19 protein-coding genes are annotated in these 17,316 nt (G+C 73.1%); 14 read left to right on the top strand and 5 right to left on the bottom strand.

What is annotated here, in order from left to right:
• Window positions 1–27 precede the first annotated feature (27 nt).
• Complete coding sequence (locus H7H31_RS19330) at window positions 28–315, top strand: DUF1416 domain-containing protein (RefSeq protein ID WP_176162378.1); 288 nt, start codon at window positions 28–30, stop codon at window positions 313–315.
• Between the two features lie 288 nt (window positions 316–603).
• A complete protein-coding gene (locus tag H7H31_RS19325) occupies window positions 604–1,014 on the top strand; it encodes a DUF3099 domain-containing protein (protein ID WP_187064270.1) in 411 nt (136 codons plus the stop codon).
• A 41-nt stretch (window positions 1,015–1,055) separates the two neighbouring features.
• Here H7H31_RS19325 and H7H31_RS19320 read toward each other — a convergent pair whose 3' ends face one another.
• Window positions 1,056–1,421, bottom strand: a complete 366-nt coding sequence (locus H7H31_RS19320) for a DsrE family protein (RefSeq protein ID WP_187064269.1) — start codon at window positions 1,419–1,421, stop codon at window positions 1,056–1,058.
• A gap of 358 nt (window positions 1,422–1,779) precedes the next feature.
• On the opposite strand from H7H31_RS19320, the gene H7H31_RS19315 reads away from it, so the two are divergent.
• From H7H31_RS19315 to H7H31_RS19285, 7 genes are all read left to right on the top strand, one after another.
• Window positions 1,780–2,343, top strand: a complete 564-nt coding sequence (locus tag H7H31_RS19315; protein WP_176162381.1) for an FABP family protein — start codon at window positions 1,780–1,782, stop codon at window positions 2,341–2,343.
• A gap of 314 nt (window positions 2,344–2,657) precedes the next feature.
• Window positions 2,658–3,770, top strand: a complete 1,113-nt coding sequence (locus tag H7H31_RS19310) for a FecCD family ABC transporter permease (RefSeq protein WP_372456069.1) — start codon at window positions 2,658–2,660, stop codon at window positions 3,768–3,770.
• A gap of 85 nt (window positions 3,771–3,855) precedes the next feature.
• Window positions 3,856–4,827, top strand: coding sequence for an ABC transporter ATP-binding protein (locus H7H31_RS19305; protein ID WP_187064267.1), 972 nt, complete (start codon window positions 3,856–3,858; stop codon window positions 4,825–4,827).
• Between the two features lie 17 nt (window positions 4,828–4,844).
• On the top strand, window positions 4,845–5,897 hold the full coding sequence (locus H7H31_RS19300; RefSeq protein ID WP_187064286.1) for an ABC transporter substrate-binding protein: 1,053 nt from the start codon (window positions 4,845–4,847) through the stop codon (window positions 5,895–5,897).
• A gap of 29 nt (window positions 5,898–5,926) precedes the next feature.
• The gene (locus H7H31_RS19295; RefSeq protein WP_187064266.1) at window positions 5,927–6,379 is read left to right on the top strand and encodes a Fur family transcriptional regulator; all 453 of its coding nucleotides are present in this window, start codon (window positions 5,927–5,929) and stop codon (window positions 6,377–6,379) included.
• Window positions 6,380–6,388: 9 nt separating this feature from the next.
• A complete protein-coding gene (gene ygfZ, locus H7H31_RS19290) occupies window positions 6,389–7,369 on the top strand; it encodes a CAF17-like 4Fe-4S cluster assembly/insertion protein YgfZ (protein WP_187064265.1) in 981 nt (326 codons plus the stop codon).
• A gap of 286 nt (window positions 7,370–7,655) precedes the next feature.
• On the top strand, window positions 7,656–8,690 hold the full coding sequence (locus H7H31_RS19285; protein ID WP_187064264.1) for a ParA family protein: 1,035 nt from the start codon (window positions 7,656–7,658) through the stop codon (window positions 8,688–8,690).
• Window positions 8,691–8,713: 23 nt separating this feature from the next.
• Here H7H31_RS19285 and dtd read toward each other — a convergent pair whose 3' ends face one another.
• Window positions 8,714–9,139, bottom strand: a complete 426-nt coding sequence (dtd, locus tag H7H31_RS19280) for a D-aminoacyl-tRNA deacylase (protein ID WP_187064263.1) — start codon at window positions 9,137–9,139, stop codon at window positions 8,714–8,716.
• A gap of 146 nt (window positions 9,140–9,285) precedes the next feature.
• Here dtd and H7H31_RS19275 point away from each other — a divergent pair, with 146 nt between their 5' ends.
• The 3 genes from H7H31_RS19275 (at window position 9,286) to H7H31_RS19265 (ending at window position 12,410) form a co-directional block, all read left to right on the top strand.
• A complete protein-coding gene (locus tag H7H31_RS19275) occupies window positions 9,286–10,002 on the top strand; it encodes an RsiG family protein (protein WP_187064262.1) in 717 nt (238 codons plus the stop codon).
• Window positions 10,003–10,071: 69 nt separating this feature from the next.
• A complete protein-coding gene (locus tag H7H31_RS19270; RefSeq protein ID WP_187064261.1) occupies window positions 10,072–11,067 on the top strand; it encodes an asparaginase in 996 nt (331 codons plus the stop codon).
• Window positions 11,068–11,120: 53 nt separating this feature from the next.
• On the top strand, window positions 11,121–12,410 hold the full coding sequence (locus H7H31_RS19265; RefSeq protein WP_187064260.1) for a GNAT family N-acetyltransferase: 1,290 nt from the start codon (window positions 11,121–11,123) through the stop codon (window positions 12,408–12,410).
• 252 nt (window positions 12,411–12,662) lie between these two features.
• Here the strand turns inward: H7H31_RS19265 and soxR are convergent, their stop codons facing one another.
• Window positions 12,663–13,307 carry a redox-sensitive transcriptional activator SoxR gene (soxR, locus tag H7H31_RS19260; protein WP_187059817.1) on the bottom strand — a complete coding sequence of 215 codons (645 nt, stop codon included), beginning with the start codon at window positions 13,305–13,307 and terminating at the stop codon, window positions 12,663–12,665.
• Between the two features lie 199 nt (window positions 13,308–13,506).
• Between soxR and H7H31_RS19255 the strand changes: the two genes are divergently transcribed.
• Window positions 13,507–14,100 carry an NADPH-dependent FMN reductase gene (locus H7H31_RS19255; RefSeq protein WP_187059816.1) on the top strand — a complete coding sequence of 198 codons (594 nt, stop codon included), beginning with the start codon at window positions 13,507–13,509 and terminating at the stop codon, window positions 14,098–14,100.
• Window positions 14,101–14,293: 193 nt separating this feature from the next.
• Here H7H31_RS19255 and H7H31_RS19250 read toward each other — a convergent pair whose 3' ends face one another.
• Window positions 14,294–15,238: an NAD(P)-dependent oxidoreductase gene (locus H7H31_RS19250; protein WP_187059815.1), complete on the bottom strand. Its 945-nt coding sequence runs from the start codon at window positions 15,236–15,238 to the stop codon at window positions 14,294–14,296.
• Between the two features lie 138 nt (window positions 15,239–15,376).
• Here H7H31_RS19250 and H7H31_RS19245 point away from each other — a divergent pair, with 138 nt between their 5' ends.
• The gene (locus tag H7H31_RS19245) at window positions 15,377–15,754 is read left to right on the top strand and encodes a winged helix-turn-helix transcriptional regulator (protein WP_187060143.1); all 378 of its coding nucleotides are present in this window, start codon (window positions 15,377–15,379) and stop codon (window positions 15,752–15,754) included.
• 314 nt (window positions 15,755–16,068) lie between these two features.
• Here H7H31_RS19245 and H7H31_RS19240 read toward each other — a convergent pair whose 3' ends face one another.
• Entirely contained in the window at window positions 16,069–17,289 is a 1,221-nt protein-coding gene (locus tag H7H31_RS19240) for a helix-turn-helix transcriptional regulator (RefSeq protein WP_187060142.1), read from the bottom strand.
• Window positions 17,290–17,316 lie beyond the last annotated feature (27 nt).

Genomic DNA, 17,316 nt, shown 5'->3' with positions numbered 1-17,316 from the left:
CCCTCCCTGACGTAAGGACAGACACTCATGTGTGGAGCCCAGGCCGGCGGCCCCGACGCGGCGACCATCAAGCCCGGTGAGACCACCATCCAGGGCAGCGTGACCCGCGACGGCCAGCCCGTCACCGGTTACGTGCGCCTGCTGGACAGCACCGGCGAGTTCACCGCGGAGGTGCCCACCTCGGCCACCGGACAGTTCCGCTTCTACGCCGCCGAAGGCACCTGGACGCTGCGCGCCCTGGTGCCCGGCGCGACCGCCGACCGCACCGTCGTCGCCCAGCGGGGCGGCCTGGCGGAGGTCGCCATCACCGTCTGACGCGTGACGCGCCAGCGTGGCCGGAGGGCCGCACCCCAGGGGTTGGACGCCTTGTACTGGGGAGCGGCCCTCCGCGCGTGCGCGCACCGGGGCCGCGCGTGCGCGCGTCGAGGCTCTGGGTACGGGTCGGGACTTCGGCGCGCTCTGGTGGCGTCGCCGGGGCATCGCGCTGCCCGCACGGGGGCGGGCAGCGCGACGGGCAGGGCCGGTGCGGGGCGGGGAAGTGTCCCCACACCGTCCAGGCCACACACCAGGTGCGGGCCCGACGACCAGTCGTACGCTGGAGGCATGTACGCCCGGCGGCGACGTGGCTACTTCCTCATGATGGGTGCGTGCCTGACGCTCTTCGTGTCGGCATGGGCCGTGGTCCGGCTGTGGTCCGTCCCGGTGGCGGTCGGCATGTGCGTGGTGGCCATGGTGATTCCGCCGTTCGCGGCGATCGTGGCCAACCGACGCGGCCCCGACGACCGGTGGTTCGACGAACCGGGCGCGCGGCCACCGGGCCAGCGCACCGACCCCGCGCCCGGCGCCGCCCCCGATCTGGGCCTGTGGCCCGACCCCGGCCAGGACGCGGCCCCGCAGCCGCCGCCCCCGGACCCCGGCGCGCGCGGCGGGGCTTCCACCGAGCCCGGCGCCCGCACGGGCGACCCGCAGTCCGACGCGTGGTGGGACGAACTCGACGGCAAGCACCACCCGTAGGGCGCGAGAGCCCGAGAGCCCGCCGGGGGCAGGGCGCGCACTCAGTACACGAGCGCCTGTACGCCGTCCGGCATGACCTCGCTCACGAAGACCTGCGCGCCGGCGATGCGGGCGCCCGGGATGAGGTCGGACTCCTCGATGTCGCGGCGGGCCGCGCACTGCGTGCAGACGGTCAGCGCGCCGCCGCCGCTCAGGATGCCGTCGATCAGGTCGGGCAGCGGCGCCGCGTGCGGCAGCTCGAACTCGGCCGCCCGGCCCGGCAGCGCGAACCAGGCGGACTCCCCGGTCAGCCACAGCGAGACGTCGACGCCGCTGGCCACGGCCACGGCCGCCACCGTGAACGCCTGCGAGCACCGCTCGGGCGCGTCCGCGCCCGCCGTCACCTTGATCACGAGCTTCTTCGCCATGGGCTCACTGTAGGCGCGCGCCCACCCCGCTCGCGCCGGCGTCGGCGGGCGCGGCCGGGGGGCGGTGGACCTCACAGCGCCGGCCGTCGTGGCGCGGACTAGACTCGGGTCCGGTCCGTAACACCACACACTGTGTCCGAGGAGCGCGCTCGTGCTTGAGACAGTCTTCACCCTGCTGCTGGCCTTGATGGCCGTGCTCATCGCCGCCTTCGCGGGGCTCACCCTGTTCAAGCTGTACCAGGGCCAGCGCTGACGGACCCCTCCGCGCTCGCGCCGCGGCGCGGGCCCCTGCGGCAGTGCCCGGCTCTGAGCGGGCCAACGCGCCGTCTCCCGTCCTCACTACAGATCGCCTGAGCTCATGATCGAGATCCCGTCCGACCTTCACCCGGACCTCGTGCCCCTCGCCTTTCTCCTCGGTAACTGGGAGGGCGCGGGCGTCTTCGACTTCCCCGGCGCCGAGAAGTGCAACTTCGGGCAGGAGGCGACCTTCACGCACGACGGCCGCGACTTCATCGAGTACGTCTCGCACACCTGGGAGCTGGACTCCGAGGGCAAGAAGGTCCGCCCGCTGGAGACCGAGTCCGGGTACTGGCGGATCGACAAGGACCGCAAGGTCGAGGTCGTCATGATCCGCGACCAGGGCGTCGTGGAGATCTGGTACGGCGAGCTGGCCGACCAGAAGCCGCAGATCGACCTGGTCACCGACGCCGTCGCGCGCACCGCCGCCGCCGGCCCGTACACGGGCGGCAAGCGGCTGTACGGATACGTCAAGAGCGACCTGATGTGGGTCGGCGAGAAGGCCACCCCCGAGGTTCCGCTGCGGCCGTACATGTCGGCGCACCTGAAGAAGGTCGTCGACCCGCGCGAGTGGGCCAAGGACCTCAAGGACCTGCCCGACGACGGCATCGCCTTCTTCCGGTAAGCCTGGCAGTCTCCTGTCGTAAGCCCGGCAGCACCTCACCCCGGCCACGTGCGGACCAGGCCGGCCGGGCACGCACCCGCTCCACAACTGCATACGCGCCCCGCGGGGGAAGTCCGGTGAGAGTCCGGCGCTGACCCGCAACGGTAGGCGGAGCCACGCATCCCCCGGGATGCGGGCACCGCGAGCCCGATCACCCGCGGCGGCGCATGTTCCAGGACTACTCGCCGCGGACTGCGAGGGGACGCACCCGGGGCCACGCCCCGGGCCACTCCTTCACCGTACGGTCGCGGCCCGAGGTGAAGGGGGAGCCCGCCGTGGCGACCACGACCGAGGACGCCGCCCCGCCGCGCGCGGACCAGGGGCACGGCGCGCCCGCGCCCCGGCGGCCCCCGCGCCGCCTACCACTGCTGCCGCTGATCGTCGCGCTCGTCGTCGCGCTCCCCGTCTCGCTCGTGTGCGGCGTCGCCTTCGGCTCCGCCGGTCTCTCCTGGGGCGAGGTGACGCGGTACCTCGGCGCCGGGCTGACCGGCGGCACCATCGAGTCCGACGAGACCGCGGCGTACACCATCGTCTGGGAGCTGCGGTTCCCCCGGGCGCTGCTGGCCGCCGTGGTCGGGGCGGGCCTTGCGGGCATCGGCGTGGCCGTGCAGGCCATGGTCCGCAACGCGCTGGCCGACCCGTTCGTGCTGGGCATCTCCTCGGGCGCGGCGGTCGGCGCCAACGCCGTGCTGCTGTTCGGGGCGCTCAGCGGGCTCGGCATCTGGGCGCTGTCCACCGCCGCGTTCGGCTCGGCGCTGGCCTCGATGGCCCTGGTGTACGCGGCGGCCCGCACCCCGCAGGGGCTGACCCCACTGCGCCTGGTGCTGACCGGCACGGCGATGTACTACGGTTTCTCGGCCGTCACCACCCTGATGGTCTTCAGCGCCGAACACGGCGAGGCCGCGCGCGCGGCGATGATGTGGCTGCTCGGCAGCCTGGGCGGGGCGACCTGGGACTCGCTGCCGATCGCCACCGTCATGGTGGTCCTCGGCCTGACCCACCTGATGTACTCCGCCCGCCGGCTGAACGCCATGGCCATGGGCGACGAGACCGCGGCGGCGCTCGGCGTGGACGCCCGCAGGCTGCGCGGCGAGCTGTTCCTGTCCACGGCGGCCGTCACCGGCGCCGTCGTCGCCGTCAGCGGCGCGATCGGCTTCGTCGGCCTGATGGTGCCGCACTTCGCGCGGATGCTGGTCGGCGCCGACCACCGGCGGGTGCTGGCGGTCGCGCCACTGCTCGGCGCGGTCCTCCTGGTGTGGGTGGACATCCTCTCGCGGGTGCTGCTCGCCCCCGTCGAACTGCCGGTCGGCGTGATCACCGCCGTGGTCGGCGTGCCCTGCTTCGTGCTGCTGATGCGGCGCCGCGGCTACACCTTCGGAGGCGCGTGATGCGCACCGCCCCCGCGCCCCTCACCGTTCGCGCGCCCCTCGCCGCTTACTCCCCCGCTTCGTACCCCTACTCCGGAGGCGCCTGATGCGCATCGACATCGAGCACCTGTCGGTGCGGATCGGCGGCGCGGAGCTGGTGGCCGACGCCACCGTGCGGGCCGCCAGCGGGCAGGTGGTGGGGCTGGTCGGGCCGAACGGCAGCGGTAAGTCCACGCTGCTGCGCTGCGCGTACCGGGCGCTGCGGCCGAGCGCCGGCGCGGTGCTCGTGGACGGCGACGACCTGCACGCGCTGAGCCCGCGCGAGGGCGCGCGGCGGCTGGCGGCGCTGCCGCAGGAGTCGTCCAGCGAGTTCGACTTCACGGTCGGCGAGGTGGTGGCGATGGGCCGGATGCCGCACCAGAGCGCCACCGGGCGCGTCTCGGCGGCCGACGCGCGGGCCTGCACCGAGGCGCTGGCCACGGTCGGCGCGGGCCACCTGGTCGACCGCGGCTTCCTGACCCTGTCCGGCGGCGAGAAGCAGCGGGTGCTGATCGCCCGCGCGCTGGCCCAACAGCCGCGCATCCTGGTCCTGGACGAGCCGACCAACCACCTGGACATCGCCCAGCAGCTCGAGGTCCTGGCCCTGCTCCGGGCCACGCCGGGAGCCACGGCCGGGCCGGGGCCGGAGGCCCAGCCAGGGTCGCAGGCCGAGCCGGGGTCGCAGGCCGAGCCGGGGTCGCAGGCCGAGCCTGATGCCCAGCCAGGGTCCGAGCCTGGTGCCCAGCCAGGGTCCGGGCCGGGGGCCGAGGCCGGCCCCACCGGCGGCCTGACCGTCCTCACCGCGCTGCACGACCTGAACCTGGCGGCCCAACACTGCGACCTGCTGTACGTCATCGCGCACGGCCGCATCGTCACCTCCGGCCCGCCGCACGAGGTGCTGACGCCGACGCTGCTCGCCGAGGTGTTCCAGGTCCGCGGCCACCAGGTACGGCACCCGGTGAGCGGCGCGCTGCAACTCCTCTTCGACCGCCTCCCCCACCAGTCCGCCGCCGCCACCACCGTCCCCGCCACCCGCTGAGGAAGTGCCCCGTGCGCATCACCCGCCTCCGTACCCCCGCCACCATCGCCGCGTCCCTCGCCCTGGTCCTCACCGTCGCCGGTTGCGGCGCGAGCGTCTCCGACGACAAGGACGAGAAGGACAAGAACGCCACCGCAGACGGCGGCAAGGGCGGCCACTACCCGGTCACCATCACCAACTGCGGCACCGAGACGACGTACGACAAGGCCCCCGAGCGCGTGGTCACCAACGACGTCGGCATCACCGAGATCATGTTCGCGCTCGGCCTGGAGGACCGGATGGCCGGTTACGTCATGCCCGACGACAAGGGCGACCTGGACGCGGTGCCGTACAAGGACGCGTACGACAAGGTGCCCTGGCTCTCCAAGCGGGAGATCAACCGGGAACTGGTCCTCGACGCCAGGGCGGACCTGGTCTTCGCCGGGTGGAACTACGGCTTCCGCGAGTCGGAGGGGTTCACCCCGGCCGCGCTGAAGAAGCTCGGCGTCGGCTCGTACCTGCTCACCGAGTCCTGCCGGAACGGCGTCGGCAAGGCGCGCGGCGTGATGTCCCCGCTCGACGCGCTCTACACCGACCTGCGCACCCTCGGGAAGATCTTCGACGTGGAGGAGCGGGCCGAGAAGCTGGTACGCGACTACCAGCGACAGATCGCCGACGCGGCGGCCAGGGCGCCGAAGGAGCGGCCGACGGTCTTCCTGTACGACGACGGGCGGGACAAGCCGTTCACCTCGGGCAGGTACGCCGGGCCGCACGACATCATCACCAAGGCGGGCGGCGACCACGTCATGAAGGACCTCAAGGACAGTTGGGTCACGGTCGGCTGGGAGACCGTCGTCGAGCGCGACCCCGAGGTGATCGTGATCAACAACTACGGGGACACCAGCGCCGAGCAGAAGAGGAAGTTCCTGCTCGACTACCCGCCGCTGGCCGGCGTCTCGGCGATCAAGAACAAGCGCATCTTCACCCTCGACTACGCGGACCTCGTGGAGAGCCCGCGCAACGCGGCGGCCGTCACCGCGCTCGGCGACTACCTGCGCTCGGTACGACGCGACGGAAACCGTCCGAGGTAAGGGAGACCTAAGTCACTTACACTGGCGGCGTGGCGACCACCGACTGGAAGAGCAACCTGCGGGCGCGCGGCTACCGACTGACCCCGCAGCGCCAGCTCGTGCTGGAGGCCGTGGACACCCTGGAGCACGCCACCCCCGACGACATCCTCACCGAGGTGCGCCGGACGGCGAGCGGGGTGAACATCTCCACCGTCTACCGCACGCTGGACCTCCTGGAGGAGCTGGGCCTGATCAGCCATGCCCACCTGGGGCACGGCTCGCCGACGTACCACGTGGCGGCGCGCCACCACCACCTGCACCTGGTGTGCCGAGACTGCACGGACGTGCTGGAGGCTGATCAGGCTATCGCCGAGACGTTCACCCGCCAGTTGCGGGAGAGCTTCGGCTTCGACACCGATTTGAAGCACTTCGCGATCTTCGGGCGATGTGCGAAGTGCACGGGCGGCGGGGAAGCCGGCGAGGAGCCGACGGCGGCGCCGTAGGCTGGGGGCATGCTGCGACAATCACCCGCCAGTCCGTTGCTGTCGCTCCCCGGCGCCGTACCGGCGGAGGGTCCGGACGAAGGGGTCGCCGGTCACTACGGCGACCTGTTCCGCGAACAGCGCACCCTCGCCGACGGCTCCGGCTTCGTCGACCTCTCCCACCGGGGCGTGGTCACCGTCACCGGCGACGACCGGCTGAGCTGGCTGCACCTGCTGCTCACCCAACACGTCAGCGAACTGCCCGTCGGGCACGCCACCGAGTCGCTGATCCTGTCCGCGAACGGCCACATCGAGCACGCGCTGTACCTGGTGGACGACGGCACGACGGTCTGGGCCCACGTGGAGCCCGGCACCCAGACCGAGCTGATCGCCTACCTGGAGAGCATGAAGTTCTTCTACCGGGTGGAAGTGAGCGACCGCACCGAGGAGTTCGCCGTCGTCCACCTGCCCGCGGGCTCGATCGCCGAGGTCCCGGACGGCGCGGCGGTACGCGAGACCGCGCACGGCCGCGACGTGTTCCTGCCCCGCGGCGAACTGGCCTCGTTCGCGGACGCGCACGGCCCGGCGATCGGCGTGCTGGCCCACGAGGCGCTGCGCGTGGAGGCCCACCGCCCCCGGCTCGGCCTGGAGACCGACCACCGGACCATCCCGCACGAGCTGGGCTGGATCGGCACGGCGGTGCACCTGCAGAAGGGCTGCTACCGAGGCCAGGAAACCGTCGCCCGCGTCCACAACCTGGGCAAGCCCCCGCGCCGCCTGGTCTTCCTGCACCTGGACGGCAGCGAGGTCCACCTCCCCCCGCACGGCACCCCGATCCGCCTCGCCTCCGACGGCCCCGACGGCCGCCAACTCGGCTTCATCACCACCTCGGCCCGCCACCACGAACTGGGCCCCATCGCCCTGGCCCTCGTCAAGCGCAACGTCCCCGTCGACGCCACCCTGCTGGCCGGCACGACGGCGGCGGCGCAGGAGGTGGTGGTCGAGCCGTAGCCCCTGGCGGGGGCTTGGAAGGCTCGTCTTTCGGGAACCTCGGAGTGTGGCTTAACGACCGCATCGAGGCACATCGAGTCCTGTTCGAACAGGCACACGGCAGTAACTTCGATCGCGCCACCGCCTACAACAACCCACACTCCCAGTGGTGGTGGAGGGCGTAGGCTACGGCAACCGCTTCGGCTTGGCGCCGGGTGCACGTGGGCCGCCGTGCCGTGGATGGCGGTGCCGACAGCCGACACCAGGTTGACGGCGCGTCCTAGGCCGTAATCATCCGGAGAGCCGCATGACCTCCATCGCGCTGTTCAACAACAAGGGCGGGGTCGGCAAGACAACCCTCGCCTATCACCTCGCACACATGCTCAGCAGACTCGGGTACAAAGTGCTCGCCGTGGACCTGGACCCGCAGGCCAACCTGACGTCCATGTGCCTGGATGAGAGCGAGATCGAGGAACTGTGGAACACGTCGTCGGAACTGATCGCCCAGGGCGCAGCCCCCGCCACACTTCACGGCACCGGTCGAGTACAAGAAGGACAGACGATCGCCGATGCCGTTTGGCCGATCCTGGAGGGGACGGGGGACGCAGCGCACGTGGAACCGGCGCCCTTGAAGCCCGGTCTGTGGCTGTTGCCTGGAAGTCTTGATCTCAGCCGCTTCGAGGACAAGCTCTCCAACGAATGGTTTAAATCGTTTGCCGGGGATCCGGCAGCGGTCCGCACGACGACTGCCTTCCACCGCATCGTCAAGCACGCGGCTCAGGCCGTCCAGGCGGACGTGGTCCTCATCGACGTCGGCCCAAATCTTGGCGCCATCAACCGCGCTGCGCTCATCGCCGCTGACTCCGTGCTCATGCCGCTCGCGGCAGACCTCTTTTCCCTCAAGGGGCTCAGCAACCTGGGACCGACGCTGCGCGGATGGCGTCGAAGTTGGCAGACACTGGTGCTCCCCCAAGTGCCCGCGAACATTTCTGCCCCAGCTGCGACGATGACGCCCCTCGGGTACGTCATCATGCAGCCTGGAATTCGCCTCGATCGGCCAGTCAAGGCATACGAGCGCTGGCTGCAACGCATCCCCGCGCTCTATTCCGGCGCTGTACTCGACCAGCACCCGCCCTCGCACGACGACAATCAGTACCGCATCGCCACCCTGCGCAACTACCGCAGCCTGATGCCGCTCGCCCACGACGCGCGCAAGCCCATGTTCGACCTCAAGGCGGCCGACGGAGCCCTCGGCAGCACGCAGACGTATGTACAGACCTGCTACCGCGAGTTCCGGGATCTCGCCGAGAACGTCCTGCGGCGGGTGGACGAGGTGCGCTGAGGTCGGCGAACAGCGCCGCCCCCTCAAACCTCCACCAGCACCGTGAACGGCCCGTCGTTCGTCAGGGACACCTTCATGTCGGCGCCGAAGCGGCCCGTCTCGACGTGGGCGCCCAACTGGCGCAGGGCCGCGACGACCTCGTCGACCAGGGGTTCGGCCAGCTCGCCGGGGGCGGCGGCGTTCCAGGTGGGGCGGCGGCCCTTGCGGGCGTCGCCGTAGAGCGTGAACTGGCTGATGACCAGGAGCGGGGCGCCCGTGTCCGAGCAGGACTTCTCGCCGTCCAGGATGCGCACCGACCAGAGCTTGCGGGCCAGTTGCGCGGCCTTGGCCGGGGTGTCGTCGTGGGTCACGCCGACCAAGACGCACAGCCCCTCGCCGACGATCTCCCCCACCGTCTCGCCACCCACGGTGACGCTGGCCCCGTCGACCCTCTGTATCACAGCACGCATGTGCACCATGATGCCCTGCCGCCATCTGGGCTGTTCGGGTGTTCCACCGGTGCGGACGGACCGCACAGAGTGGCACGATGCGTGCAGGCGGTGCGTTATGTGGACAACGCGACCAGCTCGCGCACCGTTTGAGGGGACGGAAACGCATGATTACACCCGGCGCCGGGCAGTCTCCCGGCTCCGTACCAACCGCCCGGTCGTCGTCCGCGACGAGCCCGGGGAGCCCCGCCCACCCGCCGCGGCCGGCACGTGCCGTGGCGGAGCCGGCGCCGGACGCCTGGTTCGGCGGGACGGTCGACGTGCCGCACACGCGCTCGCACAGCGGGCGCCCCGGACATCTGGCGGAGGCGACCGCGACCGTGTTGGCCCTGGACGGACTGCGCCTGGCCGAACTGCGCGCGCTGCGCCGCAGCTCGCAGGCGGAGGAGGCGGACCTGAGCTACGTACGCCGGCTGCTCCAGGGGCGGATCGACATCATCCGCGCCGAGCTGGCGCACCGCGCGGCGCCCAGCGCGCCGGCCCCGGTGGCCGACCCGCCGCGCACGGTGGTGGACCGGCTCTCGGAGATCCTGACCGACGGGCCGACGCGGTACCGCTCGTCGGCCCGGCACGTGACGCTGGGCGCGCCGCGCAGCGGCCCGTACCGGCAACTGGCCGAGGAGATGCTGGCCGAGGTCGAGCTGTCGGACCTGCAGGCCAGGACGGACGAGGAGCTGGACCGGGCGATGGGTCGGCTCACCGCTTACGAGCAGCGGGTCTCCGGGCGGCGGCAGCAGTTGCAGCGGACGGCGGACGATTGCGGGGCCGAGATCACCCGCAGGTACCGTGAGGGGGAAGCCCAAGTCGACGACCTGCTCCCGTGAGTGCCGTGAGTGCCCGGGGAGGTCGCACCCCCCGCCCGCACCACCGACCAGGAAGCAGGAAGGCCGACGATGTCCTCCGCCCCCTCCTCTCCCTCCGCCGCCGCTGACCCCGCTCAGCCGGCCGCCATACCCCCGGTCCTCGCCGAGGTCGTACGCTCCGGCTTCGTCGAGGGCCGACACCGAGGCTCGCTCGTGGTGCTCGACGCCGACGGCGGCGTGGCCTGGTCCCTCGGGACGGTGGACGCGCCGGTCTTCCCGCGGTCGACCAACAAGCCGATGCAGGCGGCGGCCGTGTTGCGGGCCGGCCTCGACCTGACGGGCGAGCGGCTGGCGCTCGCGGCGGCCAGCCACTCGGGCGAGGGCTTCCACCGGGACCTGGTGCACCGGATGCTGGCCGAGGCCGAGCTGCCGCCTGGCGCCCTACAGACCCCGCCCGACCTGCCGCTCGACCCCGTCGAGGCGGAGGCGTACCTGGCCTCGGGGCAGGTCAGGGACCGCGTCACGATGAACTGCTCGGGCAAGCACACCGCCATGCTCGCGGCCTGCGCGCTGAACGGCTGGCCGCTGGAGACGTACCTGGAGCCCGAGCACCCGCTCCAGCGCCTGGTGCGGCAGGTGGTGGAGGAGACCAGCGGTGAGCGGGTGACGCGGGTGGGGGTCGACGGGTGCGGGGCCCCGCTACTCGCGATCTCGCTGACCGGTCTGGCCCGCGCGTTCCGCTCGTTCGTGCGCGCCGAGCCCGGGACGCCGGAGCGGCGGGTCGCGGACGCGATGCGGGCGCATCCGGAGTACGTGGCGGGTACCCGCCGCGCGGACACCTGGCTGATGCGCGAGGTGCCCGGGACGCTGGCCAAGATGGGCGCCGAGGCGGTGCAGGCGGTGGCGCTGCCGGACGGGCGGGCGCTGGCGTTCAAGCTCGACGACGGCGGCACCCGGGCCCTTGGTCCCGTGCTGGCGCGGGTGCTGACCCGGATGGGCGTGGACGCGCCGGTCGTCGCCCGGATCGCGGACGCCCCGCTGCTCGGTGGCGGCGAGCGGGTCGGTGAGGTACGAGCGGCCTTCTGAGGTTCCTGGGAAATCCCGATGCACCTGGGGCCGCGGGTACCTAGCGTGCTCCCATGGCCCTAGACATTCGCACCATCACCGACACCGACGTCCCCGACTGGCTCCGCGCCTGCAACACCGGTTTCCTCCTCGACCCCGTGATCAGCGAGGAGGAGGTGGAACTGCGCCGGCCCGGCCTGAACCTGGACCGTACGCGGGGCGCCTTCGACGACGGCCGGTGCGTGGGCTGCTTCCGCAGCTTCGCCCAGGAACTGACCTCGGTGGGCGGCGCGCCGGTGCCGGCCACCGCGGTCACCAACGTCAGCATCGTCCCCACGCACCGCCGCCGCGGCCTGCTCACCGAGATGATGGGCCGCGACCTGCGCGCCGCCAAGGAGCGCGGCGACGCGGTGGCCACGCTGTTGGCGGCGGAGTACCCGATCTACGGGCGGTACGGCTTCGGCCCCGCCACCTGGACCACCCGGTGGACGGTGGACATCGCCCGGGCCGGCCTGAACGCGGGCTACGCCAGGCCAGGGGACGCCCCGCTGGTCTCGGGCAAGGGGCGGGCGGCGCGGATCGCGGACCCGGGCGGGCGGGTGGACCTGGTCGACCCGGCGGAGATGCTGGTCGAGGGGCCGGCCCTGCACGACCGGCTGCGGGCCCAGCGGCACGGCATGGTCAACCGCAGCGAGCGGGTGTGGCGCCTGGAGACCGGCGAACTGCGCTACCCGAGCACCAAGTGGACGGAGCCGTTCCACGCGCTGTACCGGGGGCCCGACGGCACCGTCGAGGGCCTGCTCACGTACACGATCGACCAGCACTGGGCCGCGAAGATGCCGGAGAACACGGCCCGGGTGCGCTCGCTGCTGGCCACCACGCCGGCGGCGGAGAGCGCGCTGTGGTACTTCCTGTTCTCGGTGGACTGGGTGGTCCGGGTCGACACCTGGTACCGCGCCCCTGACGACGTGCTGCCGCTGCTGCTCGGCGACCCGCGGGCGGCCGTACCGCAGGCCCAGGCGGACTGGCTGTGGATACGCCCGCTGGACGTGCCCCATCTGATGCGGGCCCGCACCTACCCGGTCGAGGGCTCACTCGTGCTCGACCTGCACGACGCGGCGGGCCTGGCCGGCGGGCGCTTCGCGCTGGAGGCCGGCCCCGACGGTGCGAGCTGCGTGCCGACCAGCCGCGACGCGGACCTCAGCATGGACATCGGCGAACTCGGACCGCTGTGGCTCGGCGACGAGTCGCCCACCCGGCTGGTCAGCCTCGGCCGCGTCGAGGAACACCGCGCGGGCGCCGCCGCGCGGGCCGACGCGCTGCTGCGGGCCGGGCGCCGCCCGTGGTGCCCGGACTCGTTCTGAGGGTGGCCGGCTGAGGGGTGCCCGTGGTGGGGAGGGTGCCCGTGGTGGGGGGGTGCCCGTGGGGGGGTGTCCGTGGTGAGGGGGTGGGTGTTCCTGCTGAGGGGCGCCCCCGCTGACGGGCTCCCGCTGGGGCGGGCGGGCTCTGGCCGAGCCCGGCCCGGACCCAGGCCCCGGCTTCGCCGGGCGGGTCGGGGCCGCCCGTCCCGGCGGCGGCACACCGACCTACCGCGCCGCCGTCAGGACGTGCCGCCGTCAGACCGCGTCGTCGCAGCCCGTGCAGCACTCGTACTCCTGCACGGCGGCAACCGGCACGGTGGCGGTTCGCGCGCCGGCGCTCTGCTCCGCGGCGACCGTACGCCGGGGCGCCGCCCGCCGTCCCCGCGCGCCACCGGCCGACCCACCGGCGGCCGACCCGCCAGCGGACGCGGCGGTCTGCTCGGGCTCGTCGGTGAGCAGTCGGCGCGGGCCGTTGCCCTCGGCGCCGAGTTGGTCGTACGGGTTGGCCAGCGCGCAGCGGTCGATGGACAGGCAGCCGCAGCCGATGCAGTCGGTGAGGTGGTCGCGGAGCTTCTCCAGTTGCCGGATGCGCGCGTTGAGGTCCTCCTGCCAGCACTGCGACACCTGCGCCCAGTCGTCGCGGTCGGGCGTGCGTTCCTCGGGGAGCAGCCCGAGCACGTCGCGGATGGTCGCGAGGGGGATGCCGACGCGCTGCGAGACCCGTACGAAGGCGACCCGGCGCAGCGTGTCCCGGGCGAACCGGCGCTGGTTGCCGCTGGTACGCCGGCTCCGGATGAGCCCCTGTCGCTCGTAGAAGCGCAGCGCGGACGCGGGCACGCCGCTGCGCTCGGACAGCTCGCCGACGGTGAGTTCGTAGCGGTTCTTGGAAAGTTGCGTCATGTCACCCACCGTAGCTTGACTTCAACCATTGTTTAAGTCAGAGGCTCTGTGTATCGACACCGAGGCGGGCGGTTCGCCCCCGCACCGGACCGAGCCGGGCCGCGCACCGTGGCGGCCGGGCGGCTGCCGCCACCCCGCACGGCCCGCGCCACGACCGGCCGTGCGCCACCCGCACGTTGACCTCCGAAGGAGAGCCTCCATGTCCGCTTCCACCCTCCGCCTCGCCATCATCGTCGGCAGCAACCGAGGTGGCCGCTTCGCGCCGGTCGTCGCCCGGTGGATCACCGAGCGGGCCCGCCAGCACGGTGGCCTGGAGGTCGACGTCATCGACCTGGCCGACGTCGCGCTGCCCACCTCGCTGCCCGCGTACGGGCAGGGGCCCGATCCGGATACGGCCGCCGAGTTGGCGAAGCTGACGCCCGGCCTCGCCGCGGCGGACGCGTTCCTCGTGGTGACCCCGGAGTACAACCACAGCTACCCCGCCTCGCTGAAGAACGCCATCGACTGGCACCACGCCGAGTGGCAGGCCAAGCCGGTCGGCTTCGTGAGCTACGGCGGGGTATCCGGCGGGTTGCGCGCCGTGGAGCACCTGCGTGGCGTCTTCGCCGAGGTGCATTCGGTCACCGTCCGCGAGACCGTCAGCTTCACCATGGCCGGCGAACTCTTCGACGGCGAGGGCGCGTTGAGAGACCCGGAGCTGCCCAACGCCGCCGCCAAGCGCCTGCTCGACCAGCTCGTCTGGTGGGGCCGCGCGCTGCGCACCGCGAAGGAGGAGTTTCCGTACGCGGCGTGACGGGTGCCCCCCAGGCCCCCAGGCACCCGCACAGACGAACGGGCCCGCGGCCGAACCCCCTTCCCGGGGAGCGGCGCGGTCCCACGTCGGCGTGGCGTACGGACCGTTACGGCGCGGCCCGACACGCCCGCGAGTCCCACCACTCGGCCGCGCCGGCGGGCCGACGCGCCCGGGCCGATACCCCCACGAACCGTTACGCCGCCGGGCGGCCGAGCACCTCGGCCAGGCGCTCGATGCCGTCGGTGCCGTTCCCCTCGTCGATGGCCCGCTGCGCCACCGCCCGCGCGGCCCGCAGCACCCCGGTGTCCATGCCGCGGTCGTCGGCAGCGTGGATGACGTGGTCGATGCCGGCCGCCACGGAGATGATGTGCGAGTCGTCGCCCGGGTAGACGCCGTCGTCCACGTTGCCCGCGAGCAGATCCATGATGGGCGGCAGGATGTCCAGGATTCCGCGGGCGAACGGCGCGAGGTCGCGCGCCGCGACGTCCTCCTTCCTGCCCAGCGCGAACGCGTGCATCAGCCCGCTCACCGAGGTCCAGAAGAAGTCGAGCAGCGCGACGTCGTACGCCGCCGCGCGGCCGTAGTCCGCGCCCTGGTAGGTGGCGGTGCCGCCGAGGCTGGCGAACGTCGCGCGATGCGTCTCGTACAGCTCCTCCGGGCCGCTGAACAGGAAGACGGCGTCCGGCGTGCCGATGGTGACGGTCGGGGTGAGGATCGTGCCGTCGAGGTAGTCGGCGCCCCGCTCGGTGGCCCAGGTGGCGGCGGCGCGGGCCCGGTCGGGCGAGTCGGCGGTGAGGTTCACCAGCGTGCGGCCCTTGATGGCGTCGCCCGCGGCCTCCAGGATGCTGCCCGAGGCGGCGTAGTCGATCACGCAGATGACCACCAGCTCGCTCGCCGCGACCGCCTCCGCGGGCGTGCTCGCGGCCGTCGCGCCCTGGGCGACCAGTTCGTCGGCCTTGCCCTCGGTCCGGTTCCACACCGTGGTCGGGTGGCCGGCCGCGACGAACGCCGAGGCCAGCGCCCGCCCCATCGGCCCGAGCCCGAGCACGGTGACGGGGGCGGGCGCGGGGGTGCTCGCGGCGTCGGTGGTGGCGGTGGTGGCGGCGTCGGCGGCAGGTGTTTCGGGCGATGCGGACATGGCGGCGCTCCTTGGGTGGGTGCGGGGTTGGTTCGTACGGAGGTTGGCTGGTACGTGGGTGGGTGGGGCGGGGCGCGGGGGTGGAACAGGTCGGCGTCGTGGCGCGTTGCGTGGGAGACGGGCCACGGTGAGGTGGGGATGAGCGAACAACTGCTGACCAAGAAGAACCGGCCGTACGTGTGCGGCCTCGACGCCGCCGTCGATGTCATCGACGGCAAGTGGAAGGTCCTGATCCTGTGGGCCCTCCACGACCAGCCGCGCCGCTTCGGCGAGACCAAGCGGATGCTGCCGGGCATCAGCGAGAAGGTGCTGGCCCAACAGCTCAGGGAGTTGGAGGCGGACGGCGTCGTGCACCGCGAGGTGTACGACGAGGTGCCCCCGAAGGTGGAGTACTCCCTCACCGACTCGGGCCTGGCGCTCAACGCGGCGCTCGGCCCGCTCGGCGCCTGGGGCACGCGCCGGATGATGGAGCTGGGCATCCCCTACCCCTCGCCCGCGCACCAGGCGGCGTGCTGACGCTTCGTCAGCGGCGCGGCAACGCCGAGCGGTTGGCGGGTGAGGTTGGGATATCGGGGTGGGTTGATGGGATGGGGTTGCGGGGCTGAGTGACGAGGTCGCGTGGTGGTGTGGACTGATGGGTGGGCCGGCCGGGCGCGGCGGGGGTTCCCACCCGCGCTGGCCCGGCCCTCTCAGCCTCTCCCGGCCGCTCGGGGGTGACAAGTACGTACAAAAAGGTGGGTGCTTACCTTGGAGTCACCGAGGGCCCCACTCCCCCGCGCGACCCGCACCCGCCGCTTCGCCGCCCCGCTCCGGGCGGGCGCGGCGCCCGCTCACGGTGCCGGCTCCCCCGCCAGGTCGTCGTCGCCGTACAGGTCGGTGATCCGGGCGGCGGTCGCGGCCAGCACGGCGCGGACCTCGGGTGGGTCGAGCACCTCCACGTCCGTGCCGAACTGGAGGAGTTGGCGGGCCGCGCCCGCCACCGTGTACCCGATCTCGACCGTAACCCACTCGTCGTACGCGTCGCCCGTGTCGCGCGCGTCGCCCATGTCGGCCGCGCCACCCACGTCGTCCGCCGAGGCCCCGTCCGCCGGGTCGCCGCGCTCCGCGTCGGCGCCCACGGGGGCGTCCGCCTGGGCGTCCCCGCGCGCGTCCGCGACCGGGTCCGGGGCCGGGCCCGGGGCCCGGTCCGTGTCCGGGGCGTGCGCCAGGGCCGGGCCTTGCCCCGAGCCCGGCTGGCCCGGGGCCGGTTCGGGCAGCACCTCGACGCGGGTGGCGAGGAGTGAGCCGACGATGCGTACGAGCATGTCGAGGCGCGACCTGCGCACCCGGGCCCGTACGCGGACCGCCACCGGGCGTTCCTCCACCTCGCGGCGCAGGGACTCCCAGGCGTCGGCCAGTTCCACGCCCGGCCTGCGGCGCGCGGGGGCGTCGGTGACGGTCGCGGTGGCGATGCGGTCGGCGCGGAAGAGGCGCGGGGTGCCGCCGCGGTCGGCGACCAGGTACCAGGTGCCGGCCTTGGCGACGAGCCCGTACGGGTCGACGGTGTAGGTGTGAGAGCGCGTCGCGCCGCTGTGCCGGTAGCGCAGCCGCAGGCGGCGGTCGGTGAACACGGCCGTCTCCAGCGCGTCCAGGTCGACGGTCGGGCGGGGGCCGGACATCCAGCGGTCGGGGTCAATGAGGATGCGGCGGCTGGCGAGTTCGGCGGTGGGGCGGTGCGGCGCGGGCAGCGCGACCATCACCTTGCGCAGCGCGGACCTGAGCGCGCCGTCCAGACCCAGCGCGCTGTGGCTGCCCGGCGCGGTGAGCGCGAACAGGGCCCTGGCCTCGTGCGAGGTGAGCCCGGTGACGTCGGTGCGGTAGCCGGGGAGCAGGGAGATGCCGCCGTGCCGGCCGCGTTCGGCGTAGACCGGGACGCCGGCGGCGGACAGCGACTCGACGTCGCGGTAGATGGTGCGCACCGAGACCTCCAGTCGCTCGGCCAGTTCGGCCGCCGGGACCCGGGCCCGGGTCTGGAGCAGCAGCAGGATCGACAGCAGACGGTCCGACTTCATGCGCCGAGTTTCGCAGGCCGACGCGGA

Source organism: Streptomyces buecherae (assembly GCF_014295035.1).
GTDB lineage: Bacteria > Actinomycetota > Actinomycetes > Streptomycetales > Streptomycetaceae > Streptomyces > Streptomyces youssoufiensis.
Note: the sequence above shows the minus strand (reverse complement) of the source record. Positions and strands in the feature narration are given on the sequence as shown.